This window comes from Nocardia sp. NPDC060259, assembly GCF_042728775.1.
Taxonomy (GTDB): Bacteria; Actinomycetota; Actinomycetes; order Mycobacteriales; family Mycobacteriaceae; genus Nocardia.
In genome coordinates, this window is sequence record NZ_JBHXAY010000090.1 from 1 (window position 1) to 21,513 (window position 21,513).

The window sequence follows — 21,513 nt, forward strand, 5'->3', positions numbered from 1 at the left end:
AATACGTTGCACCTCAGCATGTCGACCCGCAGGTCGTCACCGACATCGCGACCTGGATCACCACCATATGACCGACGAACCAGCACCACGCGACCACCCGCAAACGACTGTTCTAGATCTCGGCCGGGTGTTGAGGTTCACGGTGCGTCAACGTTTAGCGTCGAGGTGCCGGACAGGCAGGCCGAGTTTCAACGGGAGGTGTGGGCGTGTCCTGGTCGGTTGCCGAATTGGCCCGCATGTCAGGAGTGACGCCGCGGACGCTTCGTCACTACGACGAAAGGGGCTGCGGCGACCGGCGGGCATCCGCAGCAACGGCTACCGCTTCTACGAGCAGGAGCAACTTTTGCGATATGAATCATAAATGCTGGACGATTTTCCGGATCAGCAGCAGAGGCGGGAGCGGTCGAAGCACTTCACCGAGGTCGTCGCAGGTTCGCGCCCTCGGCAGGACACGCAAAACCTGGGCAACGGGAAAACGCCTGGTCATCGCGGATTCCTATCCGATCTGACGATGCCGGTCCGCCGGTACGGACTGGTTCCTGGTCCCCCTTCGATGTGCCCAAGGCGGGGCACATCGAAGATCGGAACACAGGTGACCTGGCAATTTGCCCTGGTCGACTGGTGGTCGAAGCGGATTTCGCCCTGGCGAAAGAAAGGAAAGTGGTCGCTAGTAGACCTGGACTGGTCCGGGGACGCCGTGAGGCGAGTGGGACATGGTCGGGAGATGCACACCGACGAGCTCCGTCTGCCGCAGGACTTCATCAACGAGCTGGCCGCCGCCATTCACAAGCCGCCTAGCGCACAACTCGGTCTGCTCTGACGTTGCTCAGCAGAGCGCGCTAGTGCTCGCAGTCAGCGTGGATCGGCGGGGAGTAGATGGTCGTTCTGCAAGCGAGGCACGTGTGCGTTCGATGATGTCCGCCGATCCGGATGCAGGGCACCACGCTGACGAGCGATCGGCCTGCCCCGAGGCGGTGCCCATGGGTTATCTAGCCCCAACCGCCTCTGACGTGTTATTTCCCGGTTGGATGTCGTCAGGGCTTGGCAGCCCTTGGACGGGTGCGGCGTGCTGGTTGCGCCAGCGGATGTAGTTGCCGATCGATTCAAAATCTGCCGCAGCGTTTCGCGGCTGATATCGGCGATGACGAACACTTCCGGTCTCCGAGCTACCGGCACCACCTCCAACGAGGCAGCGTCACCGCTCAACCGGCGCCGGGCAACCCGCCACCCGGGCAGGTCGATCATCAGTTGGTGACCGCGATGCTCGAGAAAGCAGAGGTATTAGCACTCACGACACCTCAGAAATCAAGGATCATGTTGCCGTCTTTGTCCAGCCTGTTTGCCCCGTCCCGAAGGCGCGCATCACGATTCCAGAGGAACTCAGCCGCGCGCTCGGAAGCGATCAGCTTGCTGAGGCCCTGGATGCCGAAGTCATCGACGAACGCCCGGCCAGTGATGGTCAGCCCGAACAGGGGAGGAATGACAATCCCACCAGGATCTTCGACCAGTGCACTGATGGAGGTGGTAACCGGACCGAACTCGTAGCCCGTCAGATCGTTCGCAGCCAGCGCATCGGCCAGCGGTTTTGTCACCGCGTATGCGCCGCTGTAGGACGTGATCAGTTCGCTGTCAACCGGGTAGTAGAACTCGAAATGAGCCGAGACCACTCGCGGAGGGTCATAGCTGGAGTCTCTGCTGACCTGGCCGAAGTCGGCAGGGACATCGGGGTTGATCAAGTAGAAGGTCATGAGCTCCGTCCCCGGGTCAGTCGGACGTCTCGCACGTCAAAGGTTGATGATGATCTCGCCGTTTTCGTCCAGCTGGGATGAGTATCGCCGAAGAATCTCATCACGATCGAAGAGGAACTTGGCCGCCCGTTCGGAGCCGATCAGCTTGCTGTGCCCCTGGATGCCGAAGTCGTCGACGAACGCTCGGCCGGTGATGATCAGACCGAACAGCGGTGGGATGACAAAGCCTTCGGGGTCTTCGACCAGCGAACTGATCGAGGTGGTGACCGGTCCGAACTCGTATCCGTTCAAACCGCTCTGTGCCAGCGCATCGGCCAGCGGCTTCGTCACCGCGTACGCGCCACTGTAGGACTTCATCAGCTCACGCTCGACCGGGTAGGAGAACTCGAAATGAGCCGAAACCACTCGCGGCGGATCGTAGCTGTCGTCGTAGACGACCTCGCCGAAGTCGGCGGGGACGTCGGGGGTGACCAGGTAGAAACTCATCAGTGACATCCCCCAGAGATCTAGGACCCGAGCCATCTTCTCTGCGACTCGGTGTCGTTGCCGACCTTCCATGTTTCGCGGCCTGTCACAATACCCCACCGGCACTCCAGGTCCGCCGCAGCGTCTCACGGCCGATGGCGGCGATTCCGTTGAACCGCAACACATCCGCCAGCTGTGAAAGACACCACGTCGATAGCGACCAGCCCGAATCCAGGGGGGCAGCACCGGGCGATCCGGCAGACGTGATCACGCGCCCTCTGATCGGTTTTCGCAGGCACCTCCATCAACCCGCCGTTCGAGGCTTTACCGCATCAACCTTCTCGGACATGGCACTTAGCACTGCGACTGTCGGCCCATTTCCACAGGTCAACGTGTAACGCGTGCCGTGTACGCGGCAACGTCAAGCAGTCGGGGGTTGGTGATATACCCGACCCCGGATCGGAGAGACCGGTTCGGCGCTGAGGCGCTTAATGTCGTCGATGTGCGCCTGCCGTGATGCCGCGAGGTCTTCCAATTGGCGATCGTTGCGGCGAAGGTACGGTTCTGGGCCTGCAGGCTCCGCGCGGTGGCGCCCCCGGTGATGTCGGGTGCCGGCGCGACCTGGATCTGTTGCGCGGCATTCTCGATCATCCGCCCGAGTTCAGGATGGCTATGGATGAACTCTCGGGAGACTCGCGCGTGGCGAGCGACGTTGGCCTTGGTGATCGGCTGGCGGGCGTCGGCGACGAGGTCCGCCAGCGCCGACTGGACGGCGCGCTTCTTCTGGTTACTGCGGTCTTTGTTGTAGCGCGCCAGTGCAGCGGTTGCCGTGGTAGTCGTCATTCGACGGCCCGTCCTTTTAGGTGCGCTCGGAGGTCGATTCGCCGGGGCGAGGAGGCGCGGCGGCGGATGTCGGCCATGGCTTCGAGCGCGGCCTCGATCGCGCGGCGCTCGGCGTCGGGGATCTGCGCGAGGTAGGTGTCGATTCCGTCGATGATGGCGTCGCAATGACGGATTCGCGCGTGGAAGTGGTCGATCATGTGCTGCGGCGCGTTGATCACCGTTGAGCGTTCGAGCTGCACCTTCAGTTCGAAGCGTTTGGCCACCATTCCCTCGCGTTCGAGAGGATCGACGCGGAAGAAGGGACACGACTCGCAGGAGTGGCTGAGCCGCACAACTCGCCGCCACCTTCCGCGACCGTGACGAGATCCTCGGCCAGGTGATCACCAATCTCGGCGGTGTGGTCGAGGGGCTGGCCAATCGCAGTGGTGAGCTTGGTCCGTCTGGACACAATGATCGCCAGTCGCGCCCGCCGCAAGGTTCAAGCCACGGAACGCCGAGCGGGGCCCGGGCGTGAGCACCAAGAGGTCGTCCAAGCCTTCCGTGCCGCGGCCCTAGCCGGCGACTTCGAAGCGCTCCTGCGCGTCCTCGACCCGCAAGTGAAGTTGACTGTCGACACTTCTGACGGTGTGGTCGTCACCCTGGGCGCGACCGCGGTTGCCTCCGGCGCTCGCATGTTCTCCGGCGAGGTCGCTCGACAACGGCCCGTGCTGGTCAACGGCATCCCTGGCCGTATGTCCTGGCGTCCTGACGGAACCCCTCTCTCAGTCATTGCCTTCACCGTCACCGATGGCCGGATCACCGCGCTTCACATCGTGATCGACCCGGCCAAACTTGCCTCGGTCCGGTTGCCCGACCCGGCCTGAACCGGCGCCGTCAGAGTTGGCCGGCCCGCGCAGGCGAGTGACCCTTTGTGCGGGTCACTTCTTTCCATGCCGGCTGGTTCGCCCCGGCCCAGTTTCTGGCCCTGTTTCGGCGACACGGTCCGCGGTGGTCGGATCCGAGATGCAATTCATTCTCTGGTGATAATCTCCCAGATCCATTCTGCGACATCGGGTGTCGGAGTCTGCGGCAGCTGTTCCAGCCAGTAGGTGATGACGGCGAGTATCGCCCCGGCCAGTGCGGCGGCGTCGACCGCGGCCGGGACTGGGGATTCGACCGGCGCGTGCTGGCCGAGGAGCCCGATTCCTTCGACGAGGATGGTGGCGATACTGCGGGCCAGTCGTGCGTGGACCGCGGCGGATCCGTGGGCGCCGAGCACATTGCGATACAGCTGGGCGTGATCGGCGATGTGTTGGAGGTAGTCGACCAGGAACTGCGGCGGTTGACCGGGCAACCCTTCGTCGAGTCCTTCGGTCCGTAGTGAGACGCCCGCGTCGAGGGCGTGGCGGTCGATGGCGTCGGCGAGCAGCGTCTCCTTGTCGGTGTAGTGGTCGTAGAAGGTGCTGCGGCTCACTCCCGCGCGCTGGGTGATGTCGGAGATCGCGATGCCGTCCACCGGGCCTTCTTGCCCGAGTTTCAGGATCGCGTCTTGCAGTAACCCGCGGCTGCGCAGCACGCGCGCGTCATCGGATGCCGGTTTGCGCTGGGCTGTCTGCTCTCGATTCACACCTCAACCTTCCCATCTCCGCTTCGTGTGCTGCGCGACACGTTGACGTGCCTAGGCACCTCCCTTTTATCCTACATGTGTAGGTAAACCGACAGATGTAGGCAAACGGACGTTTGTAGGTTTTGATTCTGAAGGGGTAGGCATGGCTCGTGTTCTCTATCGCCTCGGCGATCTCTGTTTCCGAAACCCGTGGCGGGTGGTCGCGGCTTGGTCGCTGATCGCTGTTGTCGTTGCCACGGTCGGGATCACGTTGGGCGCCAAGGTTTCCGACAAGTTCGAGATCCCCGGTACCGAGTCCGATCGTGCGCAGCAGGTACTGGTCGACAGCTTCGGCAAGGGCGCGCCGACTACACCCGGCGAGGCCGCGGCACGCCTTGTCGTCCGGGCGCCGGCAGGCCAGGGCCTGCCGCTGGAGCGGATCGACGCCGAGCTGGCAGGGCTGACCGGCGTACCGGGCATCGAGTCGGTCACCCCGGCCTCGCCGGCGGTCGCTGAGCGCGGTGATGTCACCTTCGCCGACATCAGTTTCTCCCGGCCGGTGGATCCGGCAGCGAAGGCGGCGGTGGACAAGGCGCACACGACGTTTCAGGCGATGGGGTTGCGTCCCCTGCTGACCGGCGGCCCGTACTACTCGGAGGCCTCGTTCGTCGGTCCGGCCGAGGCGATCGGTGTGGCGATCGCGATGGGTGTGTTGCTCGTGACCTTCGCGTCGCTGCTGGCCGCCGGGTTACCGATCCTGATCGGGTTGATCGGCGTCGCTGTCGGAACCGGCGGTGTGGTGGCGGTCTCCACACTGTTCGACGCATCTTCGGCCACCCTGGCGTTGTCGTTGATGCTGGGCCTGGCGGTGGGTATCGACTACACGCTGTTCATCGTGTCCCGCCACCGACAGCAGCTCGCCGAGGGCATGGCTGTGCGCGAATCGGTGGCCCGGTCGATCGGGACGGCGGGCAGCGCTGTCGTCTTCGCCGGTGCGACGGTGCTCATCGCCCTGTGTGGGCTGTCGATCGCCGGGATACCGTTCCTGACCGGTATGGGTCTGGCGGCCGCGGCGTGCGTCAGCGTCGTGGTGGCGCTGGCCGTCACCCTTCTGCCTGCGCTGCTCGGATTCTCCGGTGCCCGGCTCATTCCCCGTGGGCGCGGGCTTCGCGCGATCGAGGGCGCGCGACGGCCCAACCGGTGGGGCCGGATCGTCACCGAACGTCCGATCACCACCCTGGTCGCGGGAATCGCGGCTCTGGCGGTACTCGCGCTGCCGGTCGCGGATCTGCGTCTCGGCCTGCCGAATGCCGGTCAAGACCCCGCAGGCACGGTGTCACGCACGTCCCATGACCTGCTGGCCCAGGCCTACACGCCGGGACTGAACGGGCCTCTCATCGCAGTCGTCGACGGTGAGCCCGGCCGGATCCACGCTCAGACTGAGGCCGCGGTGCTGCGGATCACCGCGATGCCCGGGGTCGCGATGGTCTTGCCGCCGGAGGTCGACGATGCGGGCGACACCGCTCAGTTCGTCGTCGTTCCCGCTACCGCTCCCAGTTCCGAACGGACTGCCGAGCTGGTGCGCGCCATCCGTGACAGCGCAGGGGACCTGCGTACCGAACAGGGCGCGGCCCTGCACTTGACCGGTGAGACCGTGATCGGGATCGACGTGGCAGACAAGCTCTCCGACGCCCTGGTCCCGTTCCTTATCGTCGTGGTCGGTCTCGCGCTGGTGTTGCTGATGGTGGCGTTCCGGTCGGTTCTGGTGCCGCTGACCGCGGCGCTGGGATTCCTGCTGTCGTTGGCGGTCGCACTCGGCGCGACGACTGCGGTCTACCAGTGGGGGTGGCTGGGCTCGCTGCTGAACGTGCATCACCCCGCCCCGATCCTGGCATTCCTGCCGATCCTGTTGATCGGCGTACTTTTCGGCCTGGCCATGGACTATCAGGTGTTCCTGATGTCGCGGATGCGGGAGGCCTACGTCAGCGGCAAGAACACGGCGCTGGAGGCGGTGCGCATCGGATACGCGGGCAGCGCCCGGGTGATCACCGCAGCGGCCGTGATCATGATCGCGGTCTTCGCCGGATTCCTGTTCAGCCACAACACGATGATCGGGCCGATCGGCTTCGCGATGGGCATCGGCGTGCTGTTCGACGCACTCGTCGTCCGCATGACACTCATCCCGGCAGTCATGGCCCTGCTCGGCCGCCACGCGTGGTGGCTGCCCGCGTCACTCGAACGGTGGATGCCCCACGTCGACATCGAAGGCGAAACCCTACCCGAATCAGCCGCGCCGAACCCGGAGCGAAAGGAGGCCGCTGTGCAGCAGTCAGGCCTACACCGGGCCACGGTGGGGGAATCGGAGACCGAGGTGTGCAGTGTGCACCGGCATCAGGTGCACTCGTGGGCACCGTGGCGTAGTGGACAGACGCCGCCGCAGGCAGAGTGGCATTACGCCGGTGGCCGCGAAGTGCGGGTGTCCGAGCAGTCCATTCCGGAGGCGAAATGCGCTGGCGCGCAGCAGCATCCGACCTCATGGCGGTGAGTCCATCCAGTCGAGACGAAGGTGAAAACCATGACATCAACGGCAGAGCGCCGGTCACGGCCCTTGCGCAAGGTATCGCGGTCGACGGAGGTGCGGGAGACCCTGCAAATCGTGGCCGAGGACGGGGCGGTGATCATCGGCGAGTTCCTCTCCGTCGATCAGGTCCGCCGGTTCAACGCCGAACTCGACCCCGCCCTGGCAGGAGTTTCAGCAGGATCGCAGCATTGGAACCCGATCATGCAGGAGTTCCACGGCGCCAACACCCAACGCATGACCGGCCTGGTGACACAGAGCCCGACCTTCCGCACCGAAATCCTCGACGACGATCTCCTACACGCCCTGTGCGAGGGAACATTCCGCGATCAGCTGGGGGACTGGTGGCTCTCGACCGGGCAGGTCATCCAGATCGGTCCCGGCAACCGGGCCCAGTTCCTGCATCGTGACAACGAGAACTATCCCGCCTTCGCCGCAATGGGCCGGTACGCACCCGAAGTGTGTGCCAATCTCCTTGTCGCGCTGACCGATTTCACCGACGCCAACGGCGCGACCAGGGTATTGCCGGGGACTCATCTGGCCGACGACTTCGGTGTCCGCGGAGATCCAGGGGAAACCGTTGCCGCCGAAATGAGCGCCGGTGACGCCTTGTATTTCTCCGGCAAAGTCCTGCACGGTGGCGGCGCCAATCGGACCCATGATCACAGCCGACGGGCAGTAAGCATCGCCGTCCAAGCATCGTTTCTGACTCCGGAGGAGGCACACGCGCTGCTGATCGACCGAGACACGATCCGCGACCTGCCCGCGCGGGTGCAGAAACTACTCGGATTCCGCTCGCAGTACCCCGTGGGATCACCGGGCCTGTGGACATCCGATGCCCACGAGATCGCTCATCACCTCGGCCTCTGACAAGTCGTACACGACGGTCCACCACGGCCGCGCACCACTGTTCAGTGACACGAATCAGGAAACCTCACATGCCTACTCACGACATCGCGAGTTCGCGGCCTACGTCGATCCGCGCCGTCGTCCTCGACGACGACGGCAAGATCGCGCTCAGGGACGTCGACCTCGCACCCCCGGGACCCGGCGAAGTACAGGTACGGATCGTCGCTGCCGGGGTCTGTCACTCCGACCTGCACGTCACCGCCGGCGCGTGGCAGGTGCCCCGACCGCTGGTCCTGGGGCACGAGGGATCAGGGATCGTCACCGGGGTCGGAGAAGGTGTCGACGAGCTCGAGATCGGCGACCACGTCGTCCTGTCCTGGGTGCCCGGTTGTGGGCACTGCCGAACCTGTCGCGCCGGGCGACCGGCGCAATGCTCACTGGTGGCCGCCATCGTCGCGCCCGGCGGGGTGCTCTACGACGGCACGACCCGGCTGTCGGACGCGGAGGGCCGCATCCACCACTATCTCGGAGTGTCGTCGTTCGCCGAGGAAGTCGTCGTCCCGGTTTCGGGCGCCATCAAGGTTCGCGATGATGCTCCGCTCGAGGATGTCGCGATCATCGGCTGTGCCATCGCGACCGGTGTCGGCGCGGTACGTAACACCGCGGCGGTCCGACCGGAGTCCACCGTGGCCGTGATCGGCTGCGGCGGAGTCGGTCTGGCGTGCATCCAGGGCGCGAGGCTGGAAGGCGCCACCCGGATCGTCGCGGTCGACATCGTGGCCGAGAAACTCGAACTGGCCATGACTCTGGGGGCAACCGACATCGTCGATGCCGCCGCTGTGCCCGATGTGGTTGCCGCGCTTCGTTCGGTCGTACCTGACGGCTACGACTATGTGTTCGACGCCATCGGCAAAATACGGACCACCGAGCAGGCCATCGCCGCACTCGGGCTCGGCGGCGCGGCGGTGATCGTGGGCCTCCCGGCGCAGGGAGAACACGCGACCTTCGATCCGCTCGCACTCGCCGAAGCCGACCAACGCATCCTCGGCTGCAACTACGGCTCGTCCATCCCGCACCGCGACATCCCGGAACTGGTGGATGAGGTCATGGCCGGACGCCTCGATCTGGCATCGATGATCTCCGCCCGCCGGCCGCTGTCGGAAGCTGCCGACGCCCTGGCCGACCTGTCCGCCGGCCATGCCCTACGCCAGCTACTGCTGCCCGACCGGGACGCCGTCGAGGACTGAGGAGTTGCAGCGACCGCCCTGTGCACCGATGGGAGTGGAGTGTGCGGCGCTCACCACCGCGGACGGCAAGAGCGTGCCGCCCTTCGTAGCGGCGCGGGCATCGTGGCCGTTCTCGGAGAGTCGGGTGCAATCGAGGCAGCGATGGTGAACAGTGCCCCTATGGAGGAACTGTGGCCGGTGCCGAGCGAACGGGCGTGCGTGTTGATGCGTGGCGTTGCCGAACGGATCCTGCCCACCACCGAGGCGCTTGTCGACGAAGTGTTCTCCGCCTCTCAGCTCGGCACCCAGTACCCGTTCATCGTGGAGGATCCGGTACTCGCTGCCGGCGACCGGCGGATGCACAAGGCGTATCTCATCCACTGGCTCACCGCGACCATCCAGAACCCTGGCCGGCGCGTTCCGCCGTGCGAAGATCCCGAGACTCTGGGTTTCGCCCGCGACCTCGTGCGGCGAGGGCTGGACACCAGCGATCTGGGATCGTGGCGGGCCGGCCAGCGGGTTGCGTGGCAACGGTGGACCGACGAGTGTTTCGGTGCGACGAGCGACCACGAACTGCTCCGCGAGACCCTGCGGGTGTCGGGCTGTTCGATCATCACCTTCGTCGACGATTCGATGGCCGCGCTGTCCGCCTATGTCGAAGCCGAACGTACCGACCTGGCCCGCAGCGCCCACGCAGAACGGCACTCGACCGCCCAGCTGTTGCTCGAAGGCGCACCGATCAGCCGTGCGCGCGCCGAGGCCCGCCTCGGCTACGCCCTCACCGGTAACCATGTGGCAGCCATCGTCTGGGTGGATTCCACCGAACGCTCCGAGGCCATCGAAACGGCAGCCGAGCAGGTGATGCGGGCCTGCGGAGCCGGTCGGCGGTTGACGCTGGTGGCGAGCACCAACGCACTGTGGTTGTGGCTGCCTACCGATCAGGTCCCGCCGATATCGGTGTTGCGGCAGGAGCTGGCGGGATCGTCCGGCGTGCGGGTGGCATTGGGCCGCCCCGGACGCGACATCGAGGGCTTCCGCCGCACCCACCTGGACGCGGCCACGGCGCAGCGGGTCCTGGCACGGTTGGGCTCGGCCCGCCAGATCGTTCGCTACGAGGACATCCAGCTCGTCGCGGCCCTGTCCGCCGATATGGTCCAAGCCGAACAGTTCGTCGCCGACACCCTCGGCGAATTCGCGACCGCCGACACCCTCTTGCGGGAAACGGCGCTGACCTACGTGCAGGAACGGTTCAACGCCACCAGCACCGCCGAGCGCCTGTTCACCCACCGCAACACCATCGAGCGCCGGCTGACCCGCGTCGACCGGCTGTTGCCGCGACCGCTGGTCGACAACGCGACCAGCGTGGTCGCCGCGCTGATGTATCTGCAGTTGCGCGACGACCGTTGACCGGGTTGCCGGAGCTAGAAACGATCGGCGTTGCGAGCAGCGTGACGGCCGGCGAGCTTTTCGAGGTTGGCCAGTGAGGTCGTGAATTCGGTAGCGAGCATTCGCCGCAGCAGCCGTGTCACGACCGGAATGAACCGGCCATAGGAAAGCTCGATCGATGACCCGTAGGTGACGTAGGCGAGTTCGGCGCCCGCGGCGTCGGTCACCGGTTCCATCCGCACGAACGGCCGGATCTCGCCGACACCGGGAAACCCTTTCCCGGTGAAGGTGCGTTCGCGTTGCGCAACGACAGTGCGCAGGGTCCAGGTGGTGACCGATGTCAACGGCCCAGCCACGACACTGATCTCTTCGAAACTGCGCCCGATTCCGAACGGACGGTCGACTTGGGTCACCTCGCGAACGTTGTTGCACCATTGGGCGTTGTGGCGCGGATCTTCGGTGAACTCCCACACTGCCGCCACCGGCACCGGCATCAGCCGCGATGCGCTGAACTCGTGAAATTCTGACATGCGCCCAGCCTGGCGCGTCGGTTGTGCCGTCGGCCACGCCGCCGTGCACCCTCATCCGTCGCCGGTGCGACACACTGCACCGCCGCCGCACGGGAGGCAACTGAGCCGATTTCATGAACTGGACGTCGACGGCTCATCACCCACTTTTCTCCGGCGAGCCCGAATTCGCCCGCACCGGCCGGTGTGCACTGTGCACCTGTCCAGGTCCCAGCTGGGGGCACGGCGCTGTGGTTGGCGACCTGTCTCCAGCGGGAGGGTGGGTCAACGCCTAACCAACGGAAAATGGGGTGAATGTGATGAACACGTCGACGATCGTCAACGAAGAGTTCGACATCGTGATCATCGGTGCCGGAATCTCGGGAATCGGCGCCGCGCGCTACGTCACGAAAGCGTTCCCGAACAAACGCGTCGTCGTGCTGGAAAGCCGCGACAATATCGGTGGCACATGGGATCTGTTCCGCTACCCCGGCATTCGATCGGATTCGGACCTGCACACCTTCGGCTACGAATTCAAACCGTGGAAGGACCGGGCCGCGATCGCCGACGCCCCGCTTATCCGCGACTATCTGCACGAGACCGTGCAGGAAAACGGGCTCGACACGTTGATCCGCTTCCGGCACCGGGTGATCTCGGCGGACTGGTCCACCGCCGAAGCGGCCTGGACCTTGCAGGTACAGATCGACAACGGCGGTGAGTCGGCCACCCACCATCAGATCAAGGCGAACTGGGTCTTCGCAGCGACCGGGTACTACCGCTACGAGGAGGGCTTCACCCCGCATTTCGAGGGACGCGACGATTTCGCCGGCGACATCATTCATCCGCAGCACTGGCCGGAGGGCTACGACTACGTCGGCAAGAAGGTGGTGGTGATCGGCAGCGGCGCCACCGCAATCACGCTCGTGCCGTCGATGGCCTCGGGCCCGGGCGCAGCCGAGCACGTGACGATGCTGCAGCGCACCCCGACCTACGTGATGTCGCTGCCGCGGGTGGACTCGCTCGCGCTGACATTGACCAAGTTGTTCGGAGAGCAGCGTGGGTACGCGTTGACCCGGTTCAAGAACATCTGGCTCGATCGCGCGGTTGTGAAGGGCCTGCGCATGTTCCCGCGGGCCGGCCGCGCGCTGATCCGCCACGTCAACAAGGGCCTGCTACCGCAGGGTTTCGACGTCGACACCCATTTCAACCCTCCTTACGATCCGTGGGATCAGCGGCTGTGCCTGGCACCCGACGGCGACTTCTTCGAATCGATCCGCTACGGCGACGCCTCGGTGGTCACCGACAAGATCGTTCGGTTCACCGAGACCGGCATCCTGCTCGAATCCGGTCGCGAGCTGGCGGCCGACGTCATCGTCACGGCCACCGGCCTGAACCTGCAGTTGCTCGGCGGCATGGACCTGCGGGTCGACGGGAACCCGGTCAACCTCGCCGAATCGATCGCCTATCGCGGCATGCTCCTCTCCGGTGTCCCCAACTGGGCGATCGCGGTCGGGTACACGACCTCGTCGTGGACGCTGAAGATCAGCCTGATGTGCCGCTACTTCTGCGACCTGCTCGCGCACATGGACAGCTTCGGCTACGACACCGCGGTCGCGGTGGCCGAGCCCGGAATGCAGACCAGGCCGGTGCTCGACATCAGCGCCGGGTATGTGTTGCGTTCGCAGCACACCGTGCCTCGGCAAGGAACTGAACTGCCCTGGCGGATGGGGCTGTCCTACCCGGAAGACGCCAAACTGCTTCGGGGCGCGCTGTTCGACGAGAGCCTGCACCTCAGTGCCAGCACCGACCGGCCCTTCAGCGGCGACACATCCACCGTCGGCGAACTGACCGGAGCGGCACAGGAATCCGGCAATGTCTGAGCTGTCCGTGCGGAGCCCGGATCAGTTCACCCGTCTGCCCAGCGGCATCCGTGTCTGCTATCGCGTCGACGGTCAGCTCGGGCAGCCCGCGGTCCTGCTGATCGGTGGTCTCGGTGAAGACCTGACCATGTGGTCCCAGCGGTTCGTGACTGCACTCGTGTCGCGCGGTTTCCTCGTCGTCCGGATGGACAACCGGGACAGTGGGCGGTCGACCTTCGTCTCCACTCCCGCCCCGGGCGTCCTGCGCCTGGCATCGGCACGCCCACGCTCGGATGCCTACACCCTCGCCGACTGCGCAACCGACTGCGCGTACCTGATTGAGCACCTCGGCGTCGGTCCTGCTCATTTGGTCGGGCGATCGATGGGCGGCATGATCGCGCAGACGATCGCCGCCGAATTCCCGACGCGCGCCGCATCATTGACCTCGATCTACTCGACAACGGGCAACCCCGGGGTCGGGCGTGCGTCGTTGAAGACGACCTTCATCCTCGCCACCCAGACGCCGCGGACGAAACCGCAGGCGGTCAAAGCGCACCTGCGGCTGAGCGCCAATCTGGCGGGCTCGGGGTATCCCATCGATGTGCTCGCCGAGGCCGAGCACGCAGCCACCCAGTGGGATAGAACCGCCGGCGACGGCCCTGCGGGGATGCAACGCCAGCTACAAGCCATCCAGGCCTCCGGCGACCGCACCGCCGAGCTGCGCACGATCAACGTGCCCACGCTCGTCATCAACGGCGAACGCGACCCCCTCGTCGACCCCTCGGGGGGTGAGGCCACCGCGGCCGCCATCCCCAACTCCCGCCACATAGTCATCGCCGGAATGGGCCACCACATTCCGGACTCGCTGGCAGACCTGATCGTCGAACGCGTGGCCGCCCACATCGACAAGCACACCCCGAATCCGGATACGGCACAGCACCGTCGACGATCCACTGCGAAGAAGCGCCAGGGACGAACCCGATCATGAAAGCCGGCGACAGGTGCCAACCACCGGCCCAGTCGCGATAGCCGGCCCCGGGCTCGTCGCGCCGCGGCCCCCGGGCAGCGGCGCAGAGGAGATCAGGACCAGGAGCCGACGTTTCCCACTCACCGATAGCACAGGAGGACTCACCCCATGAGCGAGCAACTTACTGCCGACGTCGTCGTCGTCGGTGCCGGAGTGTCGGGACTCACCGCAGCCCGCCGACTCAACCAAGCCGGACATTCTGTCGTTGTGCTGGAAGCAAGCGACCGGGTCGGCGGACGTACCGTCAACCTCGATGTCGCTCCCGGCGTGATCACCGAGGGCGGCGGGCAGTGGGTCGGACCCGGCCAGGACCACGTGCTGGCGCTGCTGGACGAACTCGGCCTCGACACGTTCAAGACCTACGTCGAGGGCAAGTCGATCTATCTGCGTAAAGGCAAGAAGAAGCTGTACAAGGGCACGATCCCGCCGTTGAACCCGATGGTCCTGGCCGACTACGCCCAGATGCAGCTGCGTCTGGAGCGGATGGCGAAAACGGTCCCGCTCGACGCGCCCTGGAACGCACCCGAGGCCCGCCACTGGGACAGCATCACCTTCGGACAGTGGATCGACGCGAACTCCTTCACCAAGGAAGTTCGGCTGCTGTTCAAGCTGGCCTTCACCGTCACCGACGGCGAAGACCTGCACAGCACGTCGCTGCTGGTGCAGCTGGCCCGCATCGCCGGCTGTGGCGGGATCGAGCACCTGGTCAACATCACCGGTGGCGCGCAGGAATCCCGGGTGGTGGGCGGCACCCAGCTGATCTCGCTGCGCATGGCCGAAGCCCTGCCCGGAAGGGTCGTGCTCGACTCGCCGGTCTCGCAGATCGCCCAGGACGACACCGGGGTACTGGTGTCCTCTGCCCGTGCCGATGTTCGCGCCGACCAGGTGATCGTCGCGATGGCCCCCTCCGACGCCAACCGCATCCGGTTCGCGCCGGACCTGCCGACCCGCCGGGCCATGCTGCAGCGCCGCTGGTGCAACGGCACCGAGAGCAAACTGTTCGCGATCTATGACCGACCGTTCTGGCGCGACAACGGATTCAACGGCCAGGCCATCACCGACCTGCGGGTCGCCAACTACGTCGTCGACAACTCCCCGCCCGACGGCAGCGTCGGGATCCTGCTCACCTTCCTCGGCACCGCCGGATCCGGGTACGGCCTGCACTGGAGCGATGACATCCTCGACAACCCCGAGGTGCGCCGCGCGATGTTCCTGGCCGACCTGCAGACCTTGTTCGGGCCCGAGGCCGCACACCCGCGGGCCTATCTGGAGAAGGACTGGACGCACGAACCGTGGATCAGCGGGTGCGTCAGCTCCCGCCCGCCCGGCGTGATCACCCAGTACACCGACGCCGACCGCCGACCGGTCGGGCGCATCCACTGGGCAGGCACCGAGACCGCCACCGTCAACCAGGGCTACATCGACGGCGCGGTAAGCGCGGGCCAGCGAGCAGCCGAACACGCCGGCCGGGCACTGTCGCAGATCCCGGTGACATCGCCTGCCGCACCAGTCGCCACCGCACAACGCTGAGAGGGAAATCATGTCGATCGCGCTGTTGCGCAACTATATCGATGGCCAGTTCGTGCCCTCGTTGTCCACCGAGGCTCTGGACCTGATCAATCCGGTTGACGAGCACGTGGTGGGTCGGGCACCGATCTCGACTCGGGACGATGTCGAGGTGGCGGTCGCCGCCGCGTCACGAGCATTTCGCACCTGGGGCAAGACCACCCCGGCCTTCCGGCAGACGGCACTGCTGAAACTGGCCGACGCGATCGAGGCACACAGCGACGAGATCGTCGACGCGCAGTGCCGCAACACCGGTCAGCCGCGGGCGGTCATCGCCGGCGAGGAGGTGGCGGTGGCTGCCGACCAGCTGCGCTTCTTCGCCGGAGCGGCCAGATTGCTCGAGGGCAAAGCCGCCGGGGAATACATGGACGGATTCACCTCCTACGTGCGGCGCGAACCGATCGGGGTCGTCGGGCAGGTGACGCCGTGGAACTACCCGTTCATGATGGCGATCTGGAAGATCGGACCAGCCCTGGCCGCTGGTAACACCGTGGTACTCAAGCCCAGTGACACGACACCCGAAAGCACTCTTGTCCTGGCGCGGATCAGCAAAGGGATCCTGCCCGACGGGGTGTTCAACGTGGTGCTCGGTGACAGCGGCACCGGCGCGGCGCTGGTATCGCGTCCCGCGCTCGGGCTGGTCTCGATCACCGGATCGGTGCGGGCCGGGATCGCTGTCGCGGCCGCGGCGGCAGAGCAGGTCACACGCGTACACCTCGAACTCGGCGGCAACGCACCGGCGGTGGTGTTCGCCGACGCCGACATCGACAAGGCAGCCGGTGGTATCGCCGAGGCGGCCTTCTTCAACGCAGGACAGGACTGCACCGCCGCAGCCCGGGTCCTGGTCCACCACTCCGTCCACGACCAGCTCGTCGAGGCGCTGGCAAAAAGGGCGGAGACCCTGCGCCCCGGACTGCCCGAGGACCCGAATGCCTTCTACGGCCCGTTGAACAACATCGACCACTTCACCGCGGTCACCGACAAACTCGAGGCCCTTCCATCGCACGCCCGGATCGTCTGCGGTGGCCGACGGGTGGGCAACCTGGGCTACCTCCTCGAGCCCACCATCATCACCGGTGTCGGTCAGCACGACGAGATCGTGCAGCAGGAGACCTTCGGGCCGGTGCTGACCGTGCAGGCCTTCACCGACGAAGCCCAGGCCATCGACTACGCCAACGACGTGCACTACGGCCTGGCGGCGAGCGTGTGGACCCGCGACCACGGCACCGTCGAACGGCTGACCCTGGCATTGGATTTCGGCGCGGTATGGGTGAACTGCCACATCCCGCTGGTCGCCGAGATGCCCCACGGCGGATTCAAATACTCCGGATATGGCAAAGACCTCTCCGCCTACAGCGTCGAGGAATACACCCGGATCAAGCACGTGATGAGCACCCACGACTGACCCGAACAGTCCTGCTCCGGGTGGTGTGCTGCGCAGCCCGGGCGGGGCAATCTCCACGAATCACTCGAATCACAGTGGTGTGGAGCAAATTACGAGTATTCGGCACCCACCGAACCATCACTTGGGAGATTTCCGATGATCGACATCGCCTATCGTCTCGCGCAACAGCGCTCTATCGTCACCGCGCTGCCTGGGCCACGTTCCGCCGCACTGGCAAAGCGGCGCGGCCGGGCCGTCGCGGCCGGCGTCGGCTCCGCGGTGCCGGTGTATGCCGCCGACGCCGATGGAGGGGTGATCGTCGACGTCGACGGCAACTCCTTCATCGATCTCGGCTCCGGGATCGCGGTGACCACCGTCGGCGCGGCCAACCCGGAGGTGGCCGCCGCGGTGGCCGAGCAAGCCCGCCGCTTCACCCACACCTGCTTCATGGTCACCCCGTACGAGGGGTACATCGAGGTCGCTGAACAGCTCGCGGCCTTGACCCCGGGCGCACACGACAAGCGCACGGTCCTGTTCAACTCCGGCGCCGAAGCCGTGGAAAATGCTGTCAAGGTCGCGCGCCTGGCCACCGGCAAGACCGCGGTGGTCGCCTTCGATCACGCCTATCACGGCCGTACCAACCTGACCATGGCGCTGACCGCGAAGTCGATGCCCTACAAGGCCCAGTTCGGGCCGTTCGCGCCCGAGGTCTACCGGATGCCTGCCTCGTATCCTTACCGCGACAGGCTGTCCGGCGACCTCGCTGCCCGCCGCGCCATCGAGCAGATCGACAAGCAGATCGGCGCCGAATCGCTGGCCGCGATCATTATCGAACCGATCCAGGGCGAAGGCGGGTTCATCACTCCGGCCCCGGGTTTTCTTCCCGCGCTGGCGGATTGGGCCAAACAGCACGGTGTGGTGTTCATCGCCGATGAGGTGCAGACCGGTTTCGCACGCACCGGCGCCTGGTTCGCCAGTGAACACGAGCAGATCGAGCCCGACATCATCACCATGGCCAAGGGCATCGCCGGCGGCATGCCCCTGGCCGCGATCACCGGCCGCGCCGAACTGCTCGATGCGGTACACCCGGGTGGGCTCGGCGGCACCTACGGCGGCAACCCGGTGTCCTGCGCGGCAGCGCTGGCCACCCTGCACACGATGCGCGATCTCGACCTGCCTGCCCGGGCACGGGCCATCGAGCACGCGATCAAACCCCGGTTGCAGGAATTGGCCGACCGGACCGGTGTGATCGGCGACGTTCGCGGCCGCGGCGCGATGCTGGCCATCGAGATCGTCCACCCCGGCAGCACCGATCCAGACCCCGAACTCACCAAGTGGATCGCCGCCGAAGCCCTCACCCAAGGAGTGGTGTTGCTGACCTGCGGCACCCACTCCAACGTGATCCGGTTGCTGCCACCGCTGGTGATCAGCGACCACCTGCTCGACGAGGCCGTCACCGTGCTCGGCGATGTCCTGCACGCAGCGGCAGGCCGCCGATGACCGACTTCGACGCCCTGCTGTCCACGCTGCCGACCGACCTGTGGATCGGCGGGCACCAAGTCCGAGCGGCCACCGGGTCGACGTTCCCCGTCCACAACCCCGCCACCGGAAAGGTCCTGGCCGAGGTGGCCGATGCCGACCCAGCCGACGGCGCACAGGCCCTGACCATCGCAACCGCAGCGCAACCGGCGTGGGCGGCGACGCCGCCACGCCGCCGCGCGGAAATCCTGCACCGGGCATGGGAACTGGTGACAGCTCGCCGACACGACTTCGCGCTGCTGATGACCCTGGAAATGGGCAAGCCACTACCCGACAGCCATGCCGAGGTCGGCTACGGTGCTGAGTTCCTGCGCTGGTTCGCCGAGGAAGCCGTGCGGATCAACGGCCGCTACACGCCCTCCCCATCCGGGAACGGCCGGATCCTGGTGACCAAACAGCCCGTCGGCCCGACCTTGGCGATCACGCCGTGGAATTTCCCCCTGGCTATGGGCACCCGCAAGATCGGCCCCGCACTCGCCGCCGGCTGCACGATGGTGGTCAAGCCCGCCTCCGAAACGCCACTGACCATGCTGCTGCTCGGCCAGATTCTCGCCGAGGCCGGCCTGCCGCCCGGCGTCCTGTCGATCCTGCCGACCTCGCGATCAGCGCAACTGACCGACCCGATGCTGACCGACCCGCGGCTGCGCAAGCTCACCTTCACCGGATCCACCGCGGTGGGAAAGCGCCTGCTCGCACGCGCAGCCATCTCGGTGTTGCGAACCTCTATGGAGCTAGGCGGCAACGCACCGTTTGTCGTGTTCGCCGACGCCGATCTCGATGCCGCGATCGAAGGGGCCATGGCCGCCAAGATGCGCAACACCGGCCAGGCATGTACCGCCGCGAATCGCTTCCATGTCGACAACGCGGTCCGCGCCGAATTCACCGCTCGGCTCACCGAACGCATGCGCGGGCTCACCATCGGCCCGGGCCACCTCGACGGCGTACAGGTCGGCCCGTTGATCACCGACAAGCAGCGACGTGCCGTCGACGAACTGGTGATCGACGCCGTCACCAAGGGCGCGGTAGTCACCACCGGCGGCACCTACACTGACGGCGACGGCTACTTCTACGCCCCGACCGTGCTGACCGACATCAGCGCCGATGCGCGCATTCTGCGTGAGGAGGTATTCGGCCCGGTGGCCGCGATCGCCGGCTTCGACGACGAAGATCAGGCCGTCTACGCCGCCAACCACACCGAATACGGGTTGGCCGCCTACATCTACACCCGTGACCTGCACCGCGCACTGCGGGTATCGGATGCACTCGAAGCCGGGATGGTCGGAGTGAACCGCGGGATCATCTCCGACGTCGCGGCCCCGTTCGGCGGAATCAAACAATCCGGCCTCGGTCGGGAAGCCGGCAGCGAAGGCATCGACGAATACCTCGAAACCAAATACGTTGCGCTGCAATAGTGGATGTCGGCTGCGGCCCGGTGTCTCGGTATAGCCGGCACCTGTCCGGCAGCGCTGACCTCCAGGTTGCAGGGACATGGAGTGCGTTTCCTACTCGACCTCACAACCTCGTGTCCCCGCCAACGTTCTCGTGTGACCAGCACCGCGGCTCGACACCGGCAGTTTTCTGGTTCGAGTCCAGATGGGGGAGCAGAACTACCAGTAGATTAGCCAAGAATTCCTGGCCGAAGTTCCGGGTCCTGCCACCGTTTCGCCTGGTCATCGCAGATTCTTACTCGATCTGATGATGCCGGTCCGCCCGGTACGGGCGGTTTTCGGCCTTCGCACTGCAACGTGCCATGTCTGGTTTCGCGCCGCTCCGGCTACGGCCGGTGGCTCGACGTCCGCGCAGCGCACACGCTACCGGCTTCGGTTGACAACGTCTGCCCAGAAGCATCATTCGCGGTGCAGAGCAGATCTGCGGCGGTGGTCCGGGTAGCCGGCACGCACCATGAATTCGTCGCATTTGTCGGCGAAGCGCACACACCCACACGGCCCGCACACCTTGTGCAGCTGGCGCTGCGCCACACGAGATCCGGCTGGCGCTCGGCTGTTATGCACCCGTCCTGGGACCGATTCGATCAGTTCCGTGTAGCCAGAGCGTACATTTGGGCGCTCGGACCCCAGTCGGACCGGCCGATGGCGAGCTGTGGGGCACGGCGATCGTATCGGGCGGTTGGCCCTAGAACGAATCGCTAGGGCGTCGTGCCTACGCGTGTCGTGCTACGTCCTCGCACAGGATGCTCGGCCAGCGTGCGAGATCGGCCGGTGTGTGCGCCACCTCCAGTGTGGCCGTCGGCAGCAGGTCCACCAGCGCCTCGGCGGTCGACACCGGATGGGCGAGGTCGTCGATCCAGGCCAACACCGTGGTCGGCACCTCGATCGCGGCGATCGCCTCGGGGGCTGGCAGGTCGCTCATCGCTGCCCCGCGGAACAGTGAGGGCAGTAGGTGCTCGGCGACATCCGGCACGGTTTCCGGCGTTCCGACGGTGGCCGGCGGACGAGGCACGGTGAGATCGGCACCGAGGAAGGCGTCGAGTCCCTGCTCCTCGATCAAGCGGGCATTCTTCCGGTAGATCTCGGCCTTCGCGGCGCGGGTGCGCCAGGCGGTCGCGGGTACCAGCAGGGTGAGGCCGGCGAATCGGCCAGGATCGCGGACAGCGGCATGCAGCAGTGTCCCGGTGCCCATCGAAGGACCGACACCGTGCACCTGTTCACCGGGGAACCAGTGGTCGAGCAGGTTCAGCAGGTCATCGGCCAGAACCGGCCACCGATAGTCCTCGGGGACGGTACGGCCCGTCGAGTGGCCGTGGCCGCGCGCGTCGTACCGCAGCAGTCGGGTTCCGCTGAGTCCGCGGCCGAGATCGAGGTCCATCAGACGGTCGCGGTGGCGGCTGGAGGTGAGGCCGTGGAGTTGGACGACTGGGTGGCCGCCCTCGTCGCTCAGTTCCACGTCGAGGTCGGCGCCGGGAACACGGAAGGTCGGCACGGCGGCTCCAAG

19 protein-coding genes are annotated in these 21,513 nt (G+C 66.1%); 12 read left to right on the forward strand and 7 right to left on the reverse strand.

Annotated features, from left to right (window positions below; all coding sequences use genetic code 11):
- Nucleotides 1-361 precede the first annotated feature (361 nt).
- Nucleotides 362-820, forward strand: a complete 459-nt coding sequence (locus ACFWF2_RS26045) for a hypothetical protein (RefSeq protein ID WP_379310095.1) — start codon at nt 362-364, stop codon at nt 818-820.
- A 478-nt stretch (nt 821-1,298) separates the two neighbouring features.
- On the opposite strand, the gene ACFWF2_RS26050 is transcribed toward ACFWF2_RS26045, so the two are convergent.
- From ACFWF2_RS26050 to ACFWF2_RS26065, 4 genes are all read right to left on the reverse strand, one after another.
- Nucleotides 1,299-1,748: a hypothetical protein gene (locus ACFWF2_RS26050; protein WP_379310072.1), complete on the reverse strand. Its 450-nt coding sequence runs from the start codon at nt 1,746-1,748 to the stop codon at nt 1,299-1,301.
- Between the two features lie 36 nt (nt 1,749-1,784).
- A complete protein-coding gene (locus ACFWF2_RS26055; RefSeq protein WP_379310073.1) occupies nt 1,785-2,234 on the reverse strand; it encodes a hypothetical protein in 450 nt (149 codons plus the stop codon).
- Nucleotides 2,235-2,600: 366 nt separating this feature from the next.
- The gene (locus ACFWF2_RS26060; RefSeq protein WP_379310074.1) at nt 2,601-3,056 is read right to left on the reverse strand and encodes a hypothetical protein; all 456 of its coding nucleotides are present in this window, start codon (nt 3,054-3,056) and stop codon (nt 2,601-2,603) included.
- Entirely contained in the window at nt 3,053-3,388 is a 336-nt protein-coding gene (locus ACFWF2_RS26065) for a hypothetical protein (RefSeq protein WP_379310075.1), read from the reverse strand. The genes ACFWF2_RS26060 and ACFWF2_RS26065 overlap by 4 nt, the downstream gene beginning before the upstream one ends.
- Before the next feature lie 117 nt (nt 3,389-3,505).
- On the opposite strand from ACFWF2_RS26065, the gene ACFWF2_RS26070 reads away from it, so the two are divergent.
- Nucleotides 3,506-3,919, forward strand: a complete 414-nt coding sequence (locus tag ACFWF2_RS26070; RefSeq protein WP_379310076.1) for a hypothetical protein — start codon at nt 3,506-3,508, stop codon at nt 3,917-3,919.
- A 146-nt stretch (nt 3,920-4,065) separates the two neighbouring features.
- Here the strand turns inward: ACFWF2_RS26070 and ACFWF2_RS26075 are convergent, their stop codons facing one another.
- The gene (locus ACFWF2_RS26075; protein ID WP_379310077.1) at nt 4,066-4,662 is read right to left on the reverse strand and encodes a TetR/AcrR family transcriptional regulator; all 597 of its coding nucleotides are present in this window, start codon (nt 4,660-4,662) and stop codon (nt 4,066-4,068) included.
- Between the two features lie 142 nt (nt 4,663-4,804).
- On the opposite strand from ACFWF2_RS26075, the gene ACFWF2_RS26080 reads away from it, so the two are divergent.
- The 4 genes from ACFWF2_RS26080 to ACFWF2_RS26095 all read left to right on the forward strand — a co-directional run bounded on the left by ACFWF2_RS26080 (nt 4,805) and on the right by ACFWF2_RS26095 (nt 10,701).
- Nucleotides 4,805-7,186, forward strand: a complete 2,382-nt coding sequence (locus ACFWF2_RS26080; RefSeq protein ID WP_379310078.1) for an MMPL family transporter — start codon at nt 4,805-4,807, stop codon at nt 7,184-7,186.
- A gap of 30 nt (nt 7,187-7,216) precedes the next feature.
- Nucleotides 7,217-8,089 (forward strand): phytanoyl-CoA dioxygenase family protein, encoded by an 873-nt coding sequence (locus ACFWF2_RS26085; RefSeq protein WP_379310079.1) that lies wholly within the window; start codon nt 7,217-7,219, stop codon nt 8,087-8,089.
- A gap of 68 nt (nt 8,090-8,157) precedes the next feature.
- Entirely contained in the window at nt 8,158-9,315 is a 1,158-nt protein-coding gene (locus ACFWF2_RS26090) for a zinc-binding dehydrogenase (RefSeq protein ID WP_379310080.1), read from the forward strand.
- Between the two features lie 159 nt (nt 9,316-9,474).
- Nucleotides 9,475-10,701: a PucR family transcriptional regulator gene (locus ACFWF2_RS26095; RefSeq protein ID WP_379310081.1), complete on the forward strand. Its 1,227-nt coding sequence runs from the start codon at nt 9,475-9,477 to the stop codon at nt 10,699-10,701.
- Nucleotides 10,702-10,715: 14 nt separating this feature from the next.
- On the opposite strand, the gene ACFWF2_RS26100 is transcribed toward ACFWF2_RS26095, so the two are convergent.
- Complete coding sequence (locus ACFWF2_RS26100) at nt 10,716-11,210, reverse strand: SRPBCC family protein (protein WP_379310082.1); 495 nt, start codon at nt 11,208-11,210, stop codon at nt 10,716-10,718.
- Nucleotides 11,211-11,506: 296 nt separating this feature from the next.
- Here ACFWF2_RS26100 and ACFWF2_RS26105 point away from each other — a divergent pair, with 296 nt between their 5' ends.
- The 6 genes from ACFWF2_RS26105 (at nt 11,507) to ACFWF2_RS26130 (ending at nt 19,973) form a co-directional block, all read left to right on the forward strand.
- Nucleotides 11,507-13,066 carry a flavin-containing monooxygenase gene (locus ACFWF2_RS26105; protein WP_379310083.1) on the forward strand — a complete coding sequence of 520 codons (1,560 nt, stop codon included), beginning with the start codon at nt 11,507-11,509 and terminating at the stop codon, nt 13,064-13,066.
- Complete coding sequence (locus ACFWF2_RS26110; protein ID WP_379310084.1) at nt 13,059-14,033, forward strand: alpha/beta fold hydrolase; 975 nt, start codon at nt 13,059-13,061, stop codon at nt 14,031-14,033. Before ACFWF2_RS26105 ends, ACFWF2_RS26110 begins: the two co-directional genes overlap by 8 nt.
- 147 nt (nt 14,034-14,180) lie before the next feature.
- Complete coding sequence (locus ACFWF2_RS26115; protein ID WP_379310085.1) at nt 14,181-15,602, forward strand: flavin monoamine oxidase family protein; 1,422 nt, start codon at nt 14,181-14,183, stop codon at nt 15,600-15,602.
- 10 nt (nt 15,603-15,612) lie between these two features.
- On the forward strand, nt 15,613-17,043 hold the full coding sequence (locus ACFWF2_RS26120; RefSeq protein WP_379310086.1) for an aminobutyraldehyde dehydrogenase: 1,431 nt from the start codon (nt 15,613-15,615) through the stop codon (nt 17,041-17,043).
- A 135-nt stretch (nt 17,044-17,178) separates the two neighbouring features.
- Nucleotides 17,179-18,522 (forward strand): 4-aminobutyrate--2-oxoglutarate transaminase, encoded by a 1,344-nt coding sequence (gene gabT, locus ACFWF2_RS26125; RefSeq protein WP_379310087.1) that lies wholly within the window; start codon nt 17,179-17,181, stop codon nt 18,520-18,522.
- The gene (locus tag ACFWF2_RS26130) at nt 18,519-19,973 is read left to right on the forward strand and encodes an NAD-dependent succinate-semialdehyde dehydrogenase (protein WP_379310088.1); all 1,455 of its coding nucleotides are present in this window, start codon (nt 18,519-18,521) and stop codon (nt 19,971-19,973) included. The genes gabT and ACFWF2_RS26130 overlap by 4 nt, the downstream gene beginning before the upstream one ends.
- Nucleotides 19,974-20,721: 748 nt before the next feature.
- Here the strand turns inward: ACFWF2_RS26130 and ACFWF2_RS26135 are convergent.
- A complete protein-coding gene (locus tag ACFWF2_RS26135; protein WP_379310089.1) occupies nt 20,722-21,501 on the reverse strand; it encodes an alpha/beta fold hydrolase in 780 nt (259 codons plus the stop codon).
- Nucleotides 21,502-21,513: the final 12 nt, after the last annotated feature.